This is a genomic window from Salinilacustrithrix flava, from assembly GCF_041228405.1.
Classification (GTDB): Bacteria; Actinomycetota; Acidimicrobiia; order Acidimicrobiales; family Salinilacustritrichaceae; genus Salinilacustrithrix; species Salinilacustrithrix flava.
On the sequence record NZ_CP133888.1, the window covers coordinates 3,370,250 to 3,390,212 of the forward strand.

20 protein-coding genes are annotated in these 19,963 nt (G+C 67.3%); 14 read left to right on the forward strand and 6 right to left on the reverse strand.

The window, feature by feature from the left end:
• The first annotated feature begins 288 nt into the window (after window positions 1-288).
• From RGQ06_RS16525 to RGQ06_RS16570, 10 genes are all read left to right on the forward strand, one after another.
• Window positions 289-1,203 carry a tyrosine-type recombinase/integrase gene (locus tag RGQ06_RS16525; RefSeq protein ID WP_432429374.1) on the forward strand — a complete coding sequence of 305 codons (915 nt, stop codon included), beginning with the start codon at window positions 289-291 and terminating at the stop codon, window positions 1,201-1,203.
• Window positions 1,204-1,232: 29 nt separating this feature from the next.
• On the forward strand, window positions 1,233-1,409 hold the full coding sequence (locus RGQ06_RS16530) for a hypothetical protein (protein WP_432429373.1): 177 nt from the start codon (window positions 1,233-1,235) through the stop codon (window positions 1,407-1,409).
• A complete protein-coding gene (locus RGQ06_RS16535; RefSeq protein WP_432429372.1) occupies window positions 1,406-1,810 on the forward strand; it encodes a PIN domain-containing protein in 405 nt (134 codons plus the stop codon). Before RGQ06_RS16530 ends, RGQ06_RS16535 begins: the two co-directional genes overlap by 4 nt.
• Before the next feature lie 298 nt (window positions 1,811-2,108).
• Window positions 2,109-2,636 carry a hypothetical protein gene (locus RGQ06_RS16540; protein WP_432429371.1) on the forward strand — a complete coding sequence of 176 codons (528 nt, stop codon included), beginning with the start codon at window positions 2,109-2,111 and terminating at the stop codon, window positions 2,634-2,636.
• A 257-nt stretch (window positions 2,637-2,893) separates the two neighbouring features.
• Window positions 2,894-3,391, forward strand: a complete 498-nt coding sequence (locus RGQ06_RS16545; RefSeq protein WP_432429370.1) for a hypothetical protein — start codon at window positions 2,894-2,896, stop codon at window positions 3,389-3,391.
• A 65-nt stretch (window positions 3,392-3,456) separates the two neighbouring features.
• Window positions 3,457-4,221 carry a hypothetical protein gene (locus RGQ06_RS16550; protein WP_432429369.1) on the forward strand — a complete coding sequence of 255 codons (765 nt, stop codon included), beginning with the start codon at window positions 3,457-3,459 and terminating at the stop codon, window positions 4,219-4,221.
• Window positions 4,222-4,896: 675 nt separating this feature from the next.
• Complete coding sequence (locus RGQ06_RS16555; RefSeq protein ID WP_432429368.1) at window positions 4,897-5,388, forward strand: peroxiredoxin family protein; 492 nt, start codon at window positions 4,897-4,899, stop codon at window positions 5,386-5,388.
• Window positions 5,385-5,966, forward strand: a complete 582-nt coding sequence (locus tag RGQ06_RS16560; RefSeq protein ID WP_432429367.1) for a protoglobin domain-containing protein — start codon at window positions 5,385-5,387, stop codon at window positions 5,964-5,966. Before RGQ06_RS16555 ends, RGQ06_RS16560 begins: the two co-directional genes overlap by 4 nt.
• 19 nt (window positions 5,967-5,985) lie before the next feature.
• Complete coding sequence (locus RGQ06_RS16565; protein WP_432429366.1) at window positions 5,986-6,579, forward strand: MarR family winged helix-turn-helix transcriptional regulator; 594 nt, start codon at window positions 5,986-5,988, stop codon at window positions 6,577-6,579.
• 252 nt (window positions 6,580-6,831) lie between these two features.
• Complete coding sequence (locus tag RGQ06_RS16570; protein ID WP_432429365.1) at window positions 6,832-7,314, forward strand: Dps family protein; 483 nt, start codon at window positions 6,832-6,834, stop codon at window positions 7,312-7,314.
• 101 nt (window positions 7,315-7,415) lie between these two features.
• Here the strand turns inward: RGQ06_RS16570 and RGQ06_RS16575 are convergent, their stop codons facing one another.
• Together RGQ06_RS16575 and RGQ06_RS16580 are read right to left on the reverse strand one after the other, a co-directional pair.
• Window positions 7,416-8,102, reverse strand: a complete 687-nt coding sequence (locus RGQ06_RS16575) for a ferritin-like domain-containing protein (protein ID WP_432429364.1) — start codon at window positions 8,100-8,102, stop codon at window positions 7,416-7,418.
• Window positions 8,090-8,983, reverse strand: coding sequence for a hypothetical protein (locus RGQ06_RS16580; RefSeq protein ID WP_432429363.1), 894 nt, complete (start codon window positions 8,981-8,983; stop codon window positions 8,090-8,092). Before RGQ06_RS16580 ends, RGQ06_RS16575 begins: the two co-directional genes overlap by 13 nt.
• Before the next feature lie 77 nt (window positions 8,984-9,060).
• Here RGQ06_RS16580 and RGQ06_RS16585 point away from each other — a divergent pair, with 77 nt between their 5' ends.
• Window positions 9,061-9,795 carry a ZIP family metal transporter gene (locus RGQ06_RS16585; RefSeq protein ID WP_432429362.1) on the forward strand — a complete coding sequence of 245 codons (735 nt, stop codon included), beginning with the start codon at window positions 9,061-9,063 and terminating at the stop codon, window positions 9,793-9,795.
• Between the two features lie 686 nt (window positions 9,796-10,481).
• Here RGQ06_RS16585 and istB read toward each other — a convergent pair.
• From istB to RGQ06_RS16605, 4 genes are all read right to left on the reverse strand, one after another.
• Window positions 10,482-11,243 carry an IS21-like element helper ATPase IstB gene (gene istB, locus RGQ06_RS16590; RefSeq protein WP_432430656.1) on the reverse strand — a complete coding sequence of 254 codons (762 nt, stop codon included), beginning with the start codon at window positions 11,241-11,243 and terminating at the stop codon, window positions 10,482-10,484.
• Window positions 11,240-12,724, reverse strand: coding sequence for an IS21 family transposase (istA, locus tag RGQ06_RS16595; RefSeq protein WP_432430655.1), 1,485 nt, complete (start codon window positions 12,722-12,724; stop codon window positions 11,240-11,242). The genes istB and istA overlap by 4 nt, the downstream gene beginning before the upstream one ends.
• Window positions 12,725-12,998: 274 nt before the next feature.
• Complete coding sequence (locus tag RGQ06_RS16600) at window positions 12,999-14,114, reverse strand: TolB family protein (protein WP_432430682.1); 1,116 nt, start codon at window positions 14,112-14,114, stop codon at window positions 12,999-13,001.
• A 110-nt stretch (window positions 14,115-14,224) separates the two neighbouring features.
• Complete coding sequence (locus RGQ06_RS16605; protein WP_432430683.1) at window positions 14,225-17,350, reverse strand: VWD domain-containing protein; 3,126 nt, start codon at window positions 17,348-17,350, stop codon at window positions 14,225-14,227.
• A gap of 371 nt (window positions 17,351-17,721) precedes the next feature.
• On the opposite strand from RGQ06_RS16605, the gene RGQ06_RS16610 reads away from it, so the two are divergent.
• The 3 genes from RGQ06_RS16610 (at window position 17,722) to RGQ06_RS16620 (ending at window position 19,938) form a co-directional block, all read left to right on the forward strand.
• The gene (locus RGQ06_RS16610; protein ID WP_432430072.1) at window positions 17,722-18,315 is read left to right on the forward strand and encodes a hypothetical protein; all 594 of its coding nucleotides are present in this window, start codon (window positions 17,722-17,724) and stop codon (window positions 18,313-18,315) included.
• Window positions 18,316-18,445: 130 nt separating this feature from the next.
• Entirely contained in the window at window positions 18,446-19,006 is a 561-nt protein-coding gene (locus RGQ06_RS16615; protein ID WP_432429834.1) for a hypothetical protein, read from the forward strand.
• A 5-nt stretch (window positions 19,007-19,011) separates the two neighbouring features.
• Complete coding sequence (locus RGQ06_RS16620; protein ID WP_432429835.1) at window positions 19,012-19,938, forward strand: HTTM domain-containing protein; 927 nt, start codon at window positions 19,012-19,014, stop codon at window positions 19,936-19,938.
• Window positions 19,939-19,963: the final 25 nt, after the last annotated feature.

The window sequence follows — 19,963 nt, forward strand, 5'->3', positions numbered from 1 at the left end:
CGCGATCGGTTGTGGGCTTCGGTAGACCGCGTGCGTGCGCGGCAAGCCTGACCAGCAGTTGGCGGTGCTCTCTTCAATGAGCACCGAGGATCTGACCCCGGAGGATGAGGACTGCTGCGTGGTGCGTGTAACCGGGGATGGTCGTGAAGCCAGGTGCCCCCTATGGCTCGGAGACCCCCGCTTCATAGGGTGCCGCCCAACGCCGGCTGATGGACCGGTAGGTCGCGCTGGTCTCTGCGGCGGATGAGGCGTCTGCTGGATCTCCCAACACCATGAGGAGATCCAGCCATGACCACAATCAGTTTCGCGACCGGTTCGGCGGTGCAGACGCCGTTCGACGATGCCGGATTCGACGAGGCGCAGCTCGCTGCCGCGTCCTTCCTGGCCCGCTACAGCGGGCGCACTCTCGAGGCGTACCGCCAGGACCTGCGCGGCTTCTTCCAGTGGGCCGCCGACCACGATGTCCCCGTGCTCGCCGCGACCCGTCCGCACATCGAGCTGTGGCGAGGATCCATGGAGAAACGAGGCCTCGCCGCATCCACGATCGACCGCCGGCTCTCGACGGTATGCGGCTTCTACCGGTTCGCTCACATCGACGGCCGGATCGGCTCGAACCCGGCCGAGTACGTCCGCCGCCCGCAGGTCCACCCCTCCGACGCTCGAGGGCTCGACCGGTCTGAGCTCGGCATGTTCCTGGCCGCCGCCGACCACTACGACTTCGCGCACCAGGCGCTGGCCGTGCTGCTCGGTCTGAATGGTCTCCGGGTGAGCGAAGCGTGCGAAACCAACGTCGAAGACCTCGCCGTCGAGCGGGGCCACCGGATCCTGCGGATCACCGGCAAGGGCAACAAGCCCGCCACGATCCCGCTCGTCCCACGTACGGCACGCACCATCGACCTGGTCGTCGGCGAGCGACACGAAGGGCCGATTCTTCGCCGCCGGGACGGTCAGCGCCTGGATCGCCGCACCGCCCACCGATGGGTGGCCTCGATCGGCAAGCGCGCCGGCCTCGGGCACGTACATCCCCACATGCTGCGAGCGGCCTTCATCATGGCCGCCCTCGACGCCGGGGTCCCGCTGCGGGACGTGCAGACCGCCGCCCGGCACTCCGACCCCAGGACCACAACCATCTACGACCGCCGCCGCCAGAACTTCGACCGCCACGCCGCCTACGTGGTCGTGGCCTTCGTCGCAGGAGGCTGACCTCGGCTCCAGGGCGTAACCTGGTGGTCGTGAGTGACGCCGTCCGACCCTCGGGCGAGGCCCCGCACGGGACTTCGCTGCTGCCCGCTGATCTGACCGACGATCAGCTCGACGCGGCTCCGGCGCTCGACTCGATCGACTCGCTGTTGATCGAGGAGCTCTCCGAGGACGAAGACGACGCCTTCGCCGCAGCGCTCAAGTCGTGAGGATCGTCGTCGACACCGGCGTCTTCAGCGCGTCCATCAGCCGACGCCGACGGGCCCGCTTCGAGCCCCAGGTCAATCTCATGGCCGGCAACCAGAACTTCCTCGCCGCTGTCACCGTCGCCGAGTTGCGTTACGGCGCCCTCGTCGCCGGTTGGGGAGGCCAACGCCGACAGCGGCTGGAGCAGTCGATCGCGGCGACGACAGTCGTGCCAGTGAGTGATGCCATGCTGACCACCGCCGCTGAGCTTCGTCACGCGTGCCGCCAGGTCGGACACGCGCTCCACGAACCGGTCCATGCCAACGACCTATGGATCGCAGCTTCCGCAGTTCATATCGGTGCGCCGCTCCTCACCGCCGACGCGGTGTTCGACGGCGTTCCGGGACTCACCCTCCACCGATAACCGTCACCGCCGGAGCGATCTGGGACGACATTCGGGGACGCGCTCACGACCTGTGGCGGTTCGGCACTTTGCGGGCACGGTCGGACTCGGTTCGCCGCCGGGATAGAGAACCTCGACCACCAACAGGACGGGTGCATGTATGACCCGAAAGGGCTATGGATTCAATAACCTTGCGCGAATATCTTGCGACTCCGCATCCGATCGTCGACGGGTGTGCAGGCCAAGTCCCGCGAGTGGAGGTCATGCGATGACTCGCCCGATTCAACGGGTAAATCGGGAGCTGAGGTTCGGTCGGCTCATGTGGGCGGGCGCATGTCTGGCGCTGCTGTGCGCGCTTTTCGCTGTAACTCCCGCCGGTGCAGAATCTGCGTACCGAGACGATCAGCACCGGCTTATAGACGCTGACTTCGTAAATGTCTTGCACCGGGCGGGAAGTACCCAGCTGGGAATCTACGGATCTTTCCCAGTTAAGAAGGTCTTCTGGGACATGTCCTACTCGTCCATCTTCGTGATCCCAGGCCTGAGCACGGTCACTCGGTCAATGACCCATGAAGCTCTCTTCACCGTCGTATCGAGTGGACGGGAAGTCCCGGTGGCGGTCGGCTCGTGCCGAGATTCCCACATTCAACCCTCCTCGAAACGGATCACGTGCATGGACTTCGCGTTTCAGAAGCCGGGATTTGAAAGTCAATGCCAGTATGACTCTGCCGTTCAGGGCAGGGAGAACGCGACCATCATCAACCAGAGCTTCGATCCACAGGATCCGGTCGATCTCATTGAAGTGATTCCGGCAACCTACGCGCTTCATGAACACCGGATCTGCTGAACACGGGAAATCTGTGGTACGTCCAAATAAGCTCGCTTGCCTCATCCACCTAGGAAGAAGGCCGAATGTCTACTAGACCCACACGTCGTGCCATCGTGGCAGGTGTAGTTGCCGCTGGTATTAGCCTTGCTCTGACCGTTGGTATGGCGGGTGGCTGGCCGAGCGCGGCGGCCCACGAGTCAGAGCCAGGGTCCAATGCACTGCTGGACGGCGACATCCACACAACCGTCGCAGGCGAGGACCCTGCGGTCAGTTCCATGGATCACCTGCTGGCGACCGCAACGGTCGCCGCAGAAAAGGACGGTTGGGCACTGATGACCAACGTTGATCCCGCAACGGGCGAAGGCTGCGCTGTATTCGTCATTCTGCAGGGCGGTGGAGGAGTCATATGCGGCGAGACCAGTTCCTCGTCTTTCGCTGTTCCACCACTGCCGGCAGACTTGATGGATGACCCGCAGCTGTCCGCAGGGCTCGAGGAGCACGTCGGCACGGAGTACCACTACGGCGTCGTGGACGGCATCGTCCACACCGTGAGGCTTCAACTCTCTGACGGCCAGTCCTTGATCGCAGACACGGTCGCTCCGATTGGTGGGGGCGACTCGGCGTACGTAGTGGTCAATCACGCTTATGATCCCCCGGTAGACACCGTCGAGGTCCTGGCTGAGCATGAACGGCTGCGGGACGTCGTCAAGTTGAGCTATCGGCTCACCGACGGGAGCCCGTGGGTTGACGTGTACGATGTCACCGGGACCTAACCACGTACGGCGAAGCGGGATTCAGTTTGCGGAAGTCAAGCGTCGGTCGAACGTGGGTGGCCGCCATGGCAGTGGTCGTGGCCTCGATACCGGCCTGCAACTCCGGCGGTGAATCGGTCTCTGTCGCTGAGCGGTTGCAGGAGGCTGTCGAGCGAACTCGCTCTACGCAGGCTGCGAGAATCAGCGTTTCTGAGACGGCTCCCGGCTCCGAGTCGGGCACGGCATGTGCCAGCGAGGCGGTGAAGTGGGTCGATTGGCAAGCGGGAGCGGTCGTTGTGCTGGCCGGTGGTAACACTGTTTGCGCAGAGGCCCTGCAGGTGTTGGACGGGTCTCCCGGCGCAATCCCCGCACTGGACCTTCCGGGCGACAAGGTGGGACCCACCTCGCTCCTTCCCTTGGCGATCGGCCTGAGAGACGCCTGTTATGTACTCGACGTCAGCGGCGCTGATTTGAGCCGTCCATGGGTAGAGTTCGACGGCGCAGGCAAGACCGGCTTGCTCACAACTGGCGAGGCGGCCTCGAAAGAGCGCACCTTCTCGAAAGAGGGCGACACCCTTATCGTCGACGACCGACAGTCGGCTTCCGATGATAGCGCCGTGATAACTACCCGTTCGCGGGTTGATGTTGACGATGACGGTCGCGTCGCCCAGGTTGAAACCGTCACGAGCATCGAGTCGCACGGGGACACTTCGACGAGCTCGACCACGCACACATACTCGAAATTCGGCGAAGACGTGACTATCGCAGCGCCGGATAGAGATTATGTCCGACCTGCCCGAAACTCGACACCGTCTCTTCTTGCGCTCGCTGCTTCCGTCTGTAGCCTCTGAACCGCTGTCGCGGCCATTTGTAAGGCGTGTCGGCTTGCGTTGAACGAGCACCTTTGCCCTGGAAAGAGCGCTCGCCGGCCGCAAGCGGCCGTACAGTTCTAGAACCCCCGAAGGCTAAGGCCGCTCTGTTGCTGCGACGCAGCTGTATACGCGCGCCGGGGTGCAGGGCGCGACGTTGGGGTGTATACGCGCACCGGGGTGCAGGGCGCGCCGTTGGGGTACAGCACCGTCCACAGGTTCCTCGGGGCGCAGAAGGAACTCCCTGTAGGGCATTTTCGTGCTCGAGCTAGCGCGTCCGGCTTCCGGTGAGGCAAGACCTCCTGAGGACGCTTCGCAATCTCCGAAGTAGGAGCCGGCCCCCGCAGGCAGGAACTTTGAGGCACCTCGGCGTCGCCGACCACGTGAGCGGAATGCTCTGAGGGGGTGTGCCGTCTGCGTGGCGCTACAGGCGTCCTCACACCTAGTGCCCGCAAAGCGCCGGTCGTCGGCGACGCGGTTAGGGACGACGATCTGGGGCGCCCGGACTGGGCGACATCGACCGGCACTTGGTGGGCGGTCGCGGGCCGCAGAGGTGTTGACAAATACATAGGAATCCTATAAATACTCGGTGTGCTTCCTCCTACATCGAGTGCTCCCGAGCTGGCCGTGTCGCAGTGGTTCAACACTCCAGGCCCGATGTCGCTCGCTGACCAGCGGGGCAGCGTGGTCGTGATCGAGGCGTTCCAGATGCTGTGCCCGGGCTGCGTGTCCCATGGACTGCCACAAGTCCAGCGCGTCGCTGCCACCTTCGGCTCGGACATCGCGGTGATCGGGCTGCACACTGTGTTCGAGCATCACGACGCCATGGGCCCGGTCTCGCTCGAGGCGTTCCTGCACGAGTACCGGATCACCTTCCCCGTGGGCGTCGACGAGTCGTCTCCTGACGGGGGCGCTCCGGTGACGATGCGGCGCTACGGGTTGCGAGGCACGCCCAGCCTCGTGCTGATCGACCGTGGCGGGCGCCTCCGCCTCAACGCCTTCGGCCAAGTCGACGACCTCGCGCTTGGCGCCCATATCGCCCGCCTGATCGACGAACCCACACCGGATCCGGCCGACTTGACTTGCGATCCCGGCACCGGTTGCCCTGCCCCTCCCACCACCGAACCTCTGCCCAAGGAGACACCGTGACTACCACCATCCCCGGCTACCGCTACGGCGCGGACCTGCCCGCATCCCCGGTCAGCTTCGCCGATCTCGACCTGCTGCTGCAGACGCTGCTGTGGACCGACGACGACGCCGCCGCGCTGCGCACCGCCGGCGAGGTGCTCGAGGACCAGGTCGACGCCATCCTCGACCTCTGGTATGGCTACGTCGGCAGCCACCCGCATCTCGTCCAGTCCTTCAATGGCGCCGACGGCACGCCGTCGGGCGACTACCTCGCCGCCGTCCGCGAGCGCTTCGGACAGTGGATCCGCGACCTCTGTGGCCGAGCCTGGGACGACACCTGGCTCGCCTACCAACACGAGATCGCGCAACGACACGTCACGACCATGGGACGAACCGACGACGTCCAGTCCGATCAGACCCACGTCCCGCTCCGCTACATGGTCGCCTTCATCTGGCCGATCACCGCCACCATCCGCGACTTCTTGGCGGCCAAGGGCCACTCCGACGCCGAGGTCGACGCCATGTACATCGCATGGTTCAAGGCCGTCACCCTCACAATCGCCCTCTGGTCCCAGCCCTACGCCCCGGAGACCTGGTGAGACCGCGAGACTGACCACCATGAGCGCAGGCACGGCCGACGTCGACCGGAAGCTCCTCGACGCGATCGAGCGGCTCGGCCGTGCCCTGCGAGCAGCACGCCAGCGAATCGCCACCGATCTGGGCCTGACCACCCTCCAGATCGAGATCATCGACCGACTGGACCACCTCGGTCCGCTCCCGGTCGGACAGCTCGCACGCGAGCTCGACGTGTCTCAGCCGACGGCCAGCGACGCCGTGGCTGCCCTCGAACGCAAGCTCCTCCTCGAACGACGGCGAAGCCCCGACGACGGGCGCATCACCATCGCTGGCCTCACCGACACCGGACAGGCCAGCGCAGACAGGATCCGGGACGGTCTGCGCGCACTTCGGCCCAGGTCGGATGACTCTCGAGCACTCGACCGTGGGACGGCCCTCGAAGTCCTGCTCCAGGAGATCCTCCGCCTCCAGGAGGCCGGCGTCATCACCATCAATCGCAGTTGCCTCAGCTGCCGCCACTACCAACCCCCTGCCGACGGCAACCCCGCTCATTGTCACCTGCTCGATACGAGGCTCGAGACTCACGAGTTACGCGTCGACTGCCCCGACCACGCCACCGCAGACCCAGAATCCTGAGCCCTCGACCTGAACTCGATACGAATAGACCCGCTTGCCGGGCCGTCCGGTGTCTCGAGGCCCTGTAGCCGGGCGATCGTCGGCATTCGCCGTCTTCGCTGTCCGCCGACCTCGAGGCCGTCACCCCTCACGACGCGGCGGGGGACTGACTGCTGAGCCGCCGCCCACGCAACCACAGGCGCCTGGCGCCTCGGTCGCGAGCGGGACGTTGGACTCTGGTGTCGGCTGCCGGGAATCGGTACCTATTGGTTCATGACGACGATTGATCTGAACATGGACATCGGTATCGACGAAGACGATCGCCGAGAGATCGCAGACGGCTTGTCGCGGCTGTTGGCCGACACGTACACGCTGTATCTGAAGACGCACAACTATCACTGGAACGTGACCGGCCCGATGTTCCGGACACTGCACTTGATGTTCGAGGAGCAGTACGTCGAGTTGGCGTTGGCCGTGGACCAGATCGCCGAGCGCATCCGTGCCTTGGGAGCGGTCGCGCCGGGCAGCTACCGCGAGTTCGCCGCTCTGTCCTCGGTCGTCGAGGACGACGACCGTCCTGACGCGACCGAGATGATCCGTCGACTGGTCAAGGGTCAGGAATCGGTGGTTCGCACGGCGCGGTCCGTGTTTGCTGTGGCCGAGCGGGTCAGCGACGAACCGACGGCGGATCTGCTCACCCAGCGCATGCAGATCCACGAAAAGACCGCGTGGATGCTTCGCAGTCTCCTCGCCTGAGGCTCTCGGGGGGCCACCTGAGCGCCAGCGGCGTCGAACCGATCAACCATCGATCGGTGTCTATGTCTATGTGATGCGTCGGCCCTGGAGGCTGGTTGTGACTACCCGTGGCCTCGATGCCGGTGGCCATACTCGCCTCGATGGTGGCCTGAGCGGTCCTGCTCCCGCTCGGCGCAGCGCCGGAAGGCCGGGAGGTGACGGTCCTGGGATGCCTCCTGCAGGTTGTGGAGCACCTCGCGGATGTCGGACCGGTCAGTGGTCGCCAGGAGCCGGTCGTAGAGCGCGGCATTCTCGATCTCAGCGTTGACGGCGTCGGCGCAGGCGTCGGCCACCGAGTGGTAGCGCGTCACCTTCCCCGGCCACGGGTTGGCGGGTACGGGTACCTCGTAGCGCTGCATGAGTTCGGTGAGGGCGGCGATGTGGCGAGCTTCGGAGTCGACGATGTTGATGAAGGGACGGACCGCACCGAAGTCCTCGATCACTTGGCGGTAGGTGGCGTGGGCCTTGTGCTCGTCGTCGAGGGCCTCGAGCAGAGCGATCACCTCCCGGGGGTGGAGACCACCGTGGTACGCCACCTGTGGAGACGGCGCCTCGGTGCTGGCGTCTTCGGGCCAGCTTCCAAGCAAGGAGGCGGCTTCGTCTTCGGTCGGGGCGCGATCGGGATGCGAACCGACGGGGAGGAGTTCGCCGTCCACGACGAAACGTATGGTGACCGAGTCGTCATCGATGAACTCGACAACGTCGAGCTCGTGTCCCTCATGGTGGTGGGTGGCGATCACGCGTTCCATGAAGCCATTGTCGGCCAGCCTCGTGCGGGGTGCCCAGGGCTGTTGGTCCTGACCTTCGGCCCTGTCGGCAGCCACCAGCGGTTTGTCAGCATTCGCGCATGGAGACCATGCGTGAAGCGCTCGAGCGCCTGGCCGGCACCGGCTTCGGCGACGATCTCATCGCGGACGGACCGCATCTGCGGGCTGCTGGGTCCGGCGCCAAGCACGATCCGGCCGAGCTGGCGGTGGTGGAGGTGGTCCGATTCGAGGGGCCAACCGATCCGGCCGACGAGGCGGTGGTGTTCGCCCTCACGAACGCGGCCGGCGAGCCCCTCGGCACCTTCACGATGCCCTACGGTCCCAACGCCGGCCCGGACGAGGCAGGCATCGTCGAGCGCCTGCACCGTCCCCCCTTCGACGATGCCGACCTCCGCGCCCACCAGGATCACGACCACCTCCTCGCCGTCTTCGGGACCCGTGCCGGGGCCGAAGCCGCCGTGGCCGAGCTGCGCCAGCTGGGCCTGGGCAGCAACCACCTCGGCGTCGCGGTTCACGGGCCAGGACAGGTCGCCTTCGAACACGATGCCGAAGCCGACCTTGGACACGACGTCGAGCTCGGCGCTGGCGGTGGCGCCGTCGTCGGGTTCCTCGCCGGCTTCGCGCTCGTGGGAACGTTGGTCCCCGTCGTCGGTGCGGTCGGTGTCGGCGGCCTCCTCGCCGTCGGTGCGGCCACCGGCTTCGGCGGAGCCATGCTCGGCGGCTACCTCGGTGTCGCTCGCGAGGAACACGCCCTCACGGTGCACGAACAGATCGCCCGCACCCGACTGCAGCCCGGCGAGGTGCTCGTGGCGGTCTGCAGCCACGGCCACCCACATGCCGCCCTCGACGTGCTCCAGCGCCACGGCGGCGACCTCCGTCCAGCACCCTCCGAGCGACAGCCGTGATGGGTCACCAGCCCGCCACGTAGCGTGCCGGGCATATGTCGACGCTGGCGTGGATCGCCGTCTCCGGTCTCGCCATGAGCGCCCTGGCTCTCACCGGGAGCCTCACCCTCGTCCTTCCGGCCGAGACGTTCAAGAAGCTGGTCCTACCCCTCGTCGCGCTCGCTGCCGGCTCGCTCCTCGGCGGCGCGCTGTTCCACATGCTCCCGGAGTCGATCGACGCGCTCGGCAACGACCTCACCGTCTGGGCCTGGGTCGCCGCCGGCCTGTACTCGTTCTTCCTCCTCGAGCAGTACCTCCACTGGCACCACTGCCACCGCCCCGTCGCCGCCCACCGCCCGCTCGGTTACCTGATCCTCGTCGCCGACGGCCTCCACAACCTCATCGGCGGCCTCGCCGTGGGCAGCGCCTTCGTGCTCGACCACCGCGTCGGCATCGTCACCTGGCTCGTCGCCGCCGCCCACGAGGTCCCACAGGAACTCGGCGACTTCGGCATCCTCATCCACAGTGGCTGGGAGCGACGCCGGGCGCTGCTCTTCAACGTCATCTCCGCGCTCACCTTCCTCGCCGGTGGACTGATCGCCTACGGCGTCAGCGGCAGCATCGACATCGCCTTCCTGGTGCCCTTCGCCGCCGGGAACTTCATCTACATCGCCGCCACCGACCTCCTCCCCGAAATCACCACCTCACCCACCGCAAGGGAGAAGGCCGTCCTCAGCGCTGGCTTCGCCGCCGGACTCCTCCTCCTGTTCGGCGTCGCCGTGATCGCCTGAACCCATACTCCGGCCCTCCGCACGCGCTGACACTCCAGGTCCGCCCCGGTGAAGATCGCTCAGACACGATCGGCTTCACAACGTCCCATACCGCTCCGCCCGCCCACCCGCGCGAGCCATCACCGAACGCCGGGTAGTGGGGGAGTGCTCAACGGGTTCACTGTCCCAGAATCGCGGTGCCGACCGTCCCCGATCGACGCCGACGCTCGGGACGCGCGGACCGCATGCCGGTCCCCATCGGCCTCCTCGCGATGTATGCAAAATGTATGCAGAAGTCTGACGACGGGGCGGATTCGGGCCTACTCGACGGACTCAACGGATCGTGAAAGTCCTGGTAGGAGGACTGAGCGACACTGAACGACACCAGACATCAGCGACCTCATTGAACTGGGGGTCAAGAGGTCGGGAGTTCGAATCTCCCCAGCCCGACCACCGAAACGGCTTGCGGGGCCCCGGTCTTGAAGGATCGGGGCCCCTCGCCGTTTTTCTTCCGAGGTGGGCTTCCCCCAGATCTCCCCCAGTGGTGGGGTCGAGTACGCGGGACACCGGGGGAGTGCGCGCACGGCGGTTCCCGTCGCATCGTCTGTCAACGGTCAGTAGGACGTGCCCGGTGACGGACAGCAGACCTGCCCGCTCGTGGCCAACAGAACTGCCCAGCCGTGGCCAGGGGTTCTGCCCGTAGCTCGTCAGGCCAGAGGCGTCACCCCCTTGCCGGCGGTCGCTTGGGTGAGGCGGATGCTGTCGCCGGCGGTGAGCACGACATGTGCGTGGTGCATGAGTCGGTCGACGGTGGCGTTGGCGATGGTCTTGGGCATGAGCTCGTCGAACCCGGCCGGGTGCAGGTTCGAGGACAACGCGATGGAGCGTTTCTCGTAGGCGGCGTCGACGACCCGGTAGAGGGCTTCGGCGGTCTCGGTGGTCACGGGTAGGAGGCCGATGTCGTCGATCACGATCACGTCGGCGCGCATGATCCGCTTGATCGCCCGGCCTGCGGTGTCATCCGCGCCGTGGCGGCGGACGAGGGCGCCGAGGTGCTCGAGGCTGAACCAGGAGACCTTGTGGCCGGCGTCGACGCAGGCCTGGCCGAGTGCTTCGAGGAAGTGGGTCTTGCCTGTGCCGGACGGGCCGCAGACGACGAGGTTCTCGTGCCGGTCGACCCACTCCAGCGTGCGCAGTGCCCGCTGGGTCGGCGCCGGGATCGATGACAGGCCCTCGTCCCACACGTCGAAGGTCTTCCCGGTCGGGAACCCCGCGGCCTTGCGCCGGGCCCGGATCGAAGACGCCTGGCGTCCGGCGAGCTCCTCGGCGAGCAGGGCGCGCATGGCCTCGGCGGGTTCCCAGCGCTGCGCCTTGGCTGTGGCCAACAGCTCCGGTGCCGCGGAGCGCATGTGGGGCAGCCGGAGGGTGCGGAGCAGGTCGACGACCTCGTCGATCGGTGCCGCGGTCATCGGTCGCCTCCGAGCTGGTGCCAGGCGCCGGTGCCGGGCTGGAGCGAGTGCACGTCGTCGGCGGTGCGGCGTTGGCCGGGTGGGTTGGCGGCCAGGATCGAAGCCAGGTCACCCTCGGCGAAGCGGCCGAACGTGGCGGCGTGGCCGAGGGCCCAGTCGACCCGGCCGGTCCCGTGGAGGCGGGCGAGGGTGACGGCTTCGGCCATCTTCACCTTCACCCGGGACGTGCCGGCAGCGGCGGCTTCGACCAGCCAGCTGCGAGCGCCTTCGCCGATGGCCAGGAACTCGGTCTCAGCCGCGCTCGTCGGCTTCGGCTTGCGAGCCAACGGTCCGTCGGGCCGTGGTGGGTAGTGGGCGTCGTTGATCACTGGCGTGCCCGGGGTGCCCCGGCGATGTCGCGCAACTTCGGTGACACCGGCGGGCGGGCAGTGACACACGACGACCTCGTCGCCGTCGACGCGGACCCACACGGTCTCATCGACGAGCTGGTGAGGGACCGAGTAGGTGACGCCGCCGAAGCTGATCGTGGAGGTCCAGGAGACCTTGCGGGTCTCGCCCAGCACGGTCGTGTAGGGCCGCTCGGGCAGCCGGTGCAGCCGCTGGCGTTCTTCGGCGAGCATCTCGACCGGCGCCCGCCGGGTCACCCGATGAACCCGGCCGTTCACCTCGTCCATCAGCTGCTCACACGCCTCGACCAGTTCGGCCCAGCACGTGTAGTCGGCCCGCAGGTTCGCGTCGGTCGGGACCAGGTCGGCCTTCGCGATCCGGACCGTTGCCTCCGAGCCGCCCTTGGTCTCTGGATCCGCGGGCACGCACGTGGCGACGGTGATGCCGTAGTGCCCGCCGACCGCGACGATCTGCGGGTGACGGACGGCGATGCCGGCGACGTGGTCGATCGTGACCGTGCGCTCGTTGTCGGTCAGCCAGTAGGTCGGTGCGCCGCCGAAGGCGCGCATGGCCCGGTCCAGGCAGGCGATCACCGTCGGCAACGTCCGGTCCCAGGTCGGGATCACCACCCGGAACCGGGACCACGCCAACCACGCGCAGAACAGGTTCGTGGGCCGACCGTCGATGACCGGGCCCGTGCCCCAGTCCCACTGGGCCCACATGCCCGGCTCCGGGATCCAGGGCCGATACACCCGCCGCCGACCCGACCGGAAGCTGCGCTTCGCGTCGGCGACGGCCCGGCGGACCGTTCGGTCCGAGCCGTCGAAGCCGAGCGCTTGCAGCTTGTCGTGGCAGACATCGGCGCGGACCTTGCCCTGGGAGCGCTCCACCCACTCCTCGATCTTCGGCAAGAACGGATCGATGATCCGCTCCCGCCGCACCGCGCCCTCGCCCGGCAACAGCCCGGCATCGCGCTTGGCGACGTAGGCGGCGACGGTGTGATGCGAACAACCGGCCAGCTCGCCGGCATCCCGGAACGACCCTGTCAGGTCGAACGCTTCGAGTATCTCCATGATCTCCTCGCGAGACTTCACCTGCTCCTCCTGCTCGATGGCTTCGTCAGCAACGAGCAGTCGAGTGGGAGGAGCACCCCACCCGGGCGGACCCCGGACAGGAGCGGACATCAACGCGGGCAGAACCCCTGGCCGCCAGTGGGCAGAACTGCTGGCCACCGCCGGGCAGCTACATGGCCGCCACCGGGCACGATCTCATGGCCGCCGACATCGTCAAAGCCAGGTACCCGCCCGTGGGTGTCGCGGGCCCGCCGCCGGCGACCTCTCAGCCGACGATCGCTCAGCTTCGCGGAAATCAGCCGAAGGGCACCTCGGACCAGCTCGGGTAGATGTCCAGCGCGGGGTCCGCGGAGATGTTCGACTGGCTGGACCCGTCGGCCGCCATGACGTAGATCTCCGAGTTCCCGTCCCGGTCGGAGGTGAAGGCGATCGCCTCACCGTCGTGTGACCACCGGGCGAAGTCGTCGTCGGTGTCGTTGTCGGTGAGCTGTCGGAGGCCGCTTCCGTCGACGCCGATCACGAAGATCTCGGTGTCGCCGTCGCCGTCGTCGGCATCGAACACGATGCTGGTTCCGTCCGGCGACCAGTCGGGCCGCGCCTCGTCGATGTCGGTGTCGGTGACCTGGCGGACGTCGGAGCCGTCGGCCGCCATGACGAAGATGTCGGAGGGGCCGTCACGCTCGGTCGCGGCCGTGAAGACGATCTCGCTGCCGTCAGGTGACCAGGCTCCGGCGTTGGCCCCGTCGTCGCTCAACTTCTGGGCGTCCGAACCGTCCCGCTCCATGACCCACACCGCGGTCAGCCCCAGCTGCAACAGACCGGCGTCGTCGAAGCCCTGGCTGTCGTCCCGGGCAGAGGTGAAGAGGATGCGCGTGCCATCCGGAGACAGGCGAGGGCCGGAGTTGAACTCGTTGTCGTCGGTCAGGTCGACGGCGTCACCGGACCCGTCGAGCAACCAGATCCCCCAGGCCGAGTGACCGGACCGAGGTGACCGGCTCTCATCGGGGTAGTCCCGGCCGAGCAGCAGCGCGCCGCCGTCATCGACGACCTGGGGCCACCAGTCGTTCCGCTCGTTGTCGGTGATGCGCACCACGTCCGATCCGTCGGGTCGCATCTGGTACAGGTCGTCGTGACTGTCGTCGTCGGGATCGTCACGTTCGGAGGAGAAGACGAGGTAGCCGTCCAGGGACGCCAGGAACTCCTCGTCTCGCTCGACGGTGCGGTCGTCACCCGTATCTCCGGCCCCGACTTCATCGTCCGGCTGCTCGTCGTCCGGCGCCGCGGTCGTCGTGGTCGCGCCCGTCGTCTCGGACGACGCCGGCGCGGGATCGTCGTCGCCCCCACAGGCCGCCACCGTCACCACGGTCGCCGCGCACAGCAAGGGTCTGACCAGAGTCCTCAAGCGTCCCACCCGCCGAGTGTCGCGAATTATCACAGGCAGCGCGGGAAATCCCATTGGAGCCCTGCAAGTAGAAGAGACCGAATGCAACTCGTCGATGGCGGGGTCCGCTGGGTCGGCCCTCACGGTCCGCAGCTGGTCGGGCACACGTCGGGGAACGCGATGTAGATCTCACCGCTTCGGGTCTTGCCCGTGGCGATGACGGTCTGATCATCCAGCACCGTGAGCTGCTGGATGGGCCCGTAGTCGCCCGGGGCATCCATCGTCGTCATGCGCTGTCCGTCCGTGTCGATCACCTCGAGCCACGCACCTCCGAACGGGCTGATCAACACGGCCCGGTCGGCGACGCCGTCGACCAACCCAGCGCTGTTGTCGAACCCGGTTGCTCGATGCGTCCACACCAGTTCTCCGTCCTCGACAGCATGGGCTGCCAACCCGGAACCGGCCTCGTGAACCGACCATCCCACGAGGACGTCGCCGACGCGCGCAGCCTGCGGCACCACTGGAGGATCACCGGCCCCGAAGCTGCGAGCCCAGCGCTGCTCGACCGAATCTCCATTGACCTCCAGCAACGCCAGCATCCCCGTGGTCCGGCCGGCACCGGTCACCACGGCCAACAGCCCGTCCCCGAGGGACCGCATGCTCTTGGAGACCTGTCCGTCGATCACCGACGATGAGGTGGTCGCTCCGGAATCGAGCGAGAGCGCCTCGTGGACCACCCCATCGTCACCGGCGTAGGCCACGACTGCCCGGTCGGCGACGACCTGGACACCTGTCGCCGCTCGGCCCGGTAGCTCCACCGTCCAGGTCGGCGAGATGTCACCGTCGATGCGGAACGCGTGCACGGCCCTTCCCGCTGCGTGGATCACGACCCCCTCGTCGTGGACGAGCGCTCGGTTGCAGGGGGAGAGCACCTCGCCGCTCGTCGGCACATATCGCGCCAGCTCCGACCCATCGTCGAGGGAGAGCAGCACCAGCGCTGAGCGGTCATCGTCGAGCGACTCGGAATCGCGCTGGAGCTGTGCGACGACGCCCTGGCCAGCAACGATCGCCGGACGGCAGTTCGGATCGACGTCCATCGCCGCCCATCGGACTTGCCGGGTCGACGCGTCCAAGGCATGGAGGACCACCCGTCCCTGCGGATCGCGGATGCGGAGCAATACGAGGCCCGCCCCGCTGGCGAGGTCGCCACCGCGAAGCTCTTCGATCTCCTTGCCCCGAACCAGCACCTGTTCGGTCGCTCGGGGGCGCATCGACGGAGCGCTCTTCGCCGTCTGCTCCGCCATGGTCACGAAGTGGCGTGCGCTCGCCACGTACATCGGGTTGCCGGTGACCGTGAAGTCGAACACGCAGTTCTCGAACGACTCGGGGTCCGAGATGCCAGCCAGCTCACAGATGACCTTGGCCTGCTCGGTCGTCGCTGGAGGATCGCTGCCGTCCGGCTCGAGGGCTGGCGGATCGATGTACGTCTCGATCGACTCGCCGGCGGCGTACTCCATGAGAGACTCGTCCTCGTCGATGCGCCAGCTGTCGGCGAAGATCCCGTGGAGGGTGGGGCCGTTGGGGTTGGTGCCCAGCTGCTCACCGTCAGCGGTCCGGAAATCGTCGTCGGGGTTGCCGTTGGCGTTGCCGAACAAGCCCTCCCAGCTCTGGGCGCCGCTCGGATACACGATCACGTTCAGGGACTTGGGCGCGAGGTGCACGAGGACGAGGTTGCCCTCGCCGTCCTCGATGTCGACGCCCCTGGGCGTTCGTCGCACCACGAGGTCTCCCGCCTCTGCGACCCTGTCCTCCTCCATGTCGGTGCGCTCACCGTCGATCGTCACCGTCGAACCATCGCGGTGACTCACGAACACCTGATGGTCGCCGTCACCGAGACCGAGCGCAGTGGTGGTCGTGGCCGGCCGTGTCGGGCTCACCTGTTGGTACCGGAGCTGGACCTCGAGATCCGGAGATCGGGCCGCGATGAACTCACCCGGCTCGTGGAAGCCGTATCCGGCGCCGTCGAAGGTCCTCAGGTGAGGGTGGCCTGCGCTGGAGCCGCCCCTGCCGCCTCCGCCCCCCGAGTCACCGCCCGAATCGCCTCCGGAATCGCCTCCGGAGTCACCGCCCGAATCGCCTCCGGAGTCACCGCCCGAATCGCCTCCGGAGTCACCGCCCGAATCGCCTCCGGAGTCACCGCCCGAATCGCCTCCGGAGTCACCGCCCGAATCGCCTCCGGAGTCGCCGCCCGAATCGCCGCCCGAGTCGCCGCCCGAATCGCCGCCCGAGTCGCCGCCCGAATCGCCGCCCGAGTCGCCGCCGGAATCGCCGCCGGAATCGCTGTCGGGCGGGATCGGGGGCAGGGTGGGCGGTGGCGCCGTCTGCGGCGGTCCGCCGTCATCTCCTCCGCCTCCCTCGTCGTCATCCTCCCCGTCGATGTCGAGGTCCTCCTCGATGTTCTTGAGGCTCTCCTCGGCGCCCTCGAGGATCTTGTCGTGGAGGTCCTTGATGCAGGTGATGGACCGGCACCTGCCGAGAGAATCGCTGACTCCCTCTCTGATGCCTTCGATGAGCGGTACGGCGTCCTTGGGGATGCCGAGCTCGTCTGCAACCTGCTGTCGGGTCTGGTCGACCAGATGGTCGACGCCGGTGCCACCTCCGTTGCTGCCTTCGCCTTCCTGTCGAGCGGCGACGCCGGCCTCGGGCGCGCTGCGGAGGAGGTTCGGCCCGTCCGGCGCCGCACCATCCGACGCCTCCGCCATACCGATCTCGCCGAGAACCACCTGCGAATCACCACCGGTGTCCCGGAAGAACGCAACGGCTCCGACATCACCGCGGGCGCGAAGCAGCTCGAGCGGGGCCAAGTCGTCGTCGATACCAGAGGCACCTTCGACGGGGAGGTACTGGGCGTAGAGGTAGTCGGCGACGAGGGGCGTGCCGGTGGTGACCGTCGGTGTTGCCGGGGCATCGAGGCGCAGCGAGTGGTTCTGACCGATGAGCCACTCGCCGGGCTCTGGCGTCGCCAGCACGGCGACGGCGCGGTTGCCGTCTTCGTCTTCGATGACGCCGCCGAGTACGTCGACCCCGTCGACCTGATTCCCTTCGACGTCGACGATTCGCGGCTCGAAGCGGGAGGACGGGACGAAGGACGCCGTCGAGCTGATCGCTGCAGGTTCCTGCCCGTCCGTCCCCGCGAGGTCGAGCAGCGGCTGTGTGAGGTCGACGATCGTGCCCTCGGCGTCCACGGCACGGAACCGGTCGACCACCCAGAGCTCCTGGAGCACACCGTCGACGCGACTCGTGGTCACTTCCGCCGATCCGCTGTCCGGGGGCTCGGCCTCGTCGCCCCCGCTGCTCAGGGAGCATCCCGCCGACAGGAACAGCCACGCGCACATCGCGCCGACTGCGGCCCGGTGGTTTCGGGATCCGTGACGCATCTTCCGCTCACCAGCCCTCTCGAGGGCCACCGCGGTGCCGGTCCTCCACCATCCCACGGCGCACCCTGTTCGATGTCGCCTGCGAGCAACGGTAGCTGAGCTCCGCGGAGCCGTCATCCGCCCCTCGCGCACCCAACGAACAACGATGCGCGAGCAGGCCGCGAAGACGACGTGTATGGTCCCGAGACATGGTGCGGGGCTTGGCTCTCGTCTTCGTGTTGGCGTTTGTCGGCGTCGGATGCGGTGACGACGACAGCACCGATGCCTCTGCGGCCACCGACACGTCGGCACCAACCAACGATGCATTGTCGGATGACGCCGCTGACCCCGACGAGACGGTTGATGACGACACGGTCGAGTCGACCACGAGCGGAGCTGTTGCCGGAAGCGGCTCGGCGACGGTCACCCACGCAGGCTCCCAGTACGACTTCCTCGTGATCCAGTGCGTGCGCGATGTGGCTTCGCCCGCCACCAACACCGTCGTGACGCTGCAAGCCGACGGGGTCACCGCGGGCACACCCGACGGCGTGATCACCGAGCTCCTCGGTGTGATCGACGGAAGCACGGATCCGGAGGTAGCGCTCGAAGCCGCACTCGAACACGGCCCGTTGTTGAGCGTCACCCGGGTCGAGAACGGGGGCGACGTGGTCGCGATCATCACGGGTTCCGAATCCTTCGTCACGGCCGCAGCCCCCAGTGGTCCTGAGCGGTTCCTGGACATCGACGGTGGCACCGTGACGGGGACGGGGCCGACTGACGCAGGACCCATGTCCGTCGACCTCACGTGTCCCTGATGCCATGAAGCTCACCGCCGCCCTGCTCCTGGACACGGTGCCCACATGAACGACTTCGAGCTCACCGAGGAGTCGGTGGCTACCGGCTGCTGAGTCGGCCGATGGACATCGGCACGGGGATGGTCGCAGCATGATCGACGACAGCGGAGCCACCACCGTCCAGGCTCGGCTGGAAGCTCACCCCGTCGGTCGACTCGTGATCAGCGCGTTCCTGGTGGTGCTGCTCGCAGCGATGGTGGTCTCGAACCTCCCCCGGTCAGAGCTCAAGCGTCAGACCCTCCCGCTCGTCGAGCCCGTCCTCGACGTGACCGCGTTGACGCAGAACTGGAGCCTCTTCGCACCGCAGACGCGCACCACCACCCTCCGCTTGGCCGCTCGGATGACGTATGCGGACGGGAGCACCGACCACTGGTACCAACCTCATGGCAATCCGGTCTTCGGCCCCTACCGCGCGTACCGGTGGCGCAAGCTGGCCAACAACGTCTTGACGGACCACAGGCCCGACCTCTGGGCCGACCTGACTGCGTGGGTGGCTCGGAACCACCGGCGGGAGGGCCAGACGCCGATCGCCGTGACGCTGCTCCGTCAGTACTCCGTGACGCCCACTCCGGGCAGCGGCGAGCGCGTGCGGCCCGGGTGGCGTCAGGACGAGCTCTACCGCGCCGTCCGGCCGTCGGGAGGAACGTGGTGAGATCGTTGGCCAAGAGCTGGAACAACTTCTGGTTCGACCCTGTCTCGACTTCGACCCTCGGGATGCTTCGGATCGCGTTCGGGTCGATCGTCTTCCTGTGGACCATGTCGATCGTTCCGGATGCACTCGCCTTCTTCGGCGAGGACGGGGTCATCGCGCCACGCGACCTCGCCGGCCTGCAGCTCGGACTGCTCGACGTCTTTCCGCACGACTGGGCGGTGTTCGTCTGCGTGGTCGCGCTGCTCGTCGCGTCCGTCGCGACCGCCGCTGGCTACCACACCAGGATGGCATCCGCCGTGGTGTTCATCGTGCTGCTGTCCCTGCGACGCCGGAACCCGTGGGTGATGAACTCCGGAGACAGCATGCTGCGCTACATGTCGTTCTTCCTCATGCTCGCGCCGGCGGGGGCTGCGCTGTCGCTGGATCGGTGGCGGTCCGCGTCGGAGACGTTCTGGCACGCACCTCTACACGCGCCTTGGGCGCTCCGACTGATCCAGATCCAAGTCAGCCTGGCGTACCTGTTCGCCGTCTGGTCGAAAGCCCAAGGCGCTGAGTGGGCGGCGGGCACGGCGGTTGCGAGCTCACTGCGCCTGGGCGATCTGACCCGATTCGAGATACCCCTTTCCTGGAGCGAGTCGCTGCTCCTCGCGAACGTCTTGACCTATGGCACGATCGCTGTCGAGCTGGCACTGGCCGTCCTCGTCTGGAACCGTCGCGCTCGACCCTGGGTCATCGCTGCCGGGGTGGTACTGCACCTCGGGATCGAGGTGGCCTTCGGCCTCGGCTTCTTCAGCGCCATCATGCTGGTGTCGTACATCTCGTTCCTTCCCGAGGACCGTGCGGACAGGCTCGTCGATCGGGTCTCTCGTCGGCTGCGGGTGACGGTTGCAGCGCCGCGGGGTGGGGTCGGCCGAAGCGAAGCCGAAATCTAAGCCTGCGATCTCGACCGCAGGAGTA

What these genes read in the sequence shown, in the direction of transcription:
- RGQ06_RS16525 (WP_432429374.1), top strand. Translation starts at nt 289, where the DNA reads ATGACCACAATCAGTTTCGCGACCGGTTCGGCGGTGCAGACGCCGTTC.
- RGQ06_RS16540 (WP_432429371.1), top strand. Translation starts at nt 2,109, where the DNA reads ATGTGGGCGGGCGCATGTCTGGCGCTGCTGTGCGCGCTTTTCGCTGTA.
- RGQ06_RS16545 (WP_432429370.1), top strand. Translation starts at nt 2,894, where the DNA reads ATGGATCACCTGCTGGCGACCGCAACGGTCGCCGCAGAAAAGGACGGT.
- RGQ06_RS16550 (WP_432429369.1), top strand. Translation starts at nt 3,457, where the DNA reads ATGGCAGTGGTCGTGGCCTCGATACCGGCCTGCAACTCCGGCGGTGAA.
- RGQ06_RS16555 (WP_432429368.1), top strand. Translation starts at nt 4,897, where the DNA reads ATGTCGCTCGCTGACCAGCGGGGCAGCGTGGTCGTGATCGAGGCGTTC.
- RGQ06_RS16565 (WP_432429366.1), top strand. Translation starts at nt 5,986, where the DNA reads ATGAGCGCAGGCACGGCCGACGTCGACCGGAAGCTCCTCGACGCGATC.
- RGQ06_RS16570 (WP_432429365.1), top strand. Translation starts at nt 6,832, where the DNA reads ATGACGACGATTGATCTGAACATGGACATCGGTATCGACGAAGACGAT.
- RGQ06_RS16575 (WP_432429364.1), bottom strand. Translation starts at nt 8,102, where the DNA reads ATGGAACGCGTGATCGCCACCCACCACCATGAGGGACACGAGCTCGAC.
- RGQ06_RS16585 (WP_432429362.1), top strand. Translation starts at nt 9,061, where the DNA reads ATGTCGACGCTGGCGTGGATCGCCGTCTCCGGTCTCGCCATGAGCGCC.
- istB (WP_432430656.1), bottom strand. Translation starts at nt 11,243, where the DNA reads ATGACCGCGGCACCGATCGACGAGGTCGTCGACCTGCTCCGCACCCTC.
- RGQ06_RS16615 (WP_432429834.1), top strand. Translation starts at nt 18,446, where the DNA reads ATGATCGACGACAGCGGAGCCACCACCGTCCAGGCTCGGCTGGAAGCT.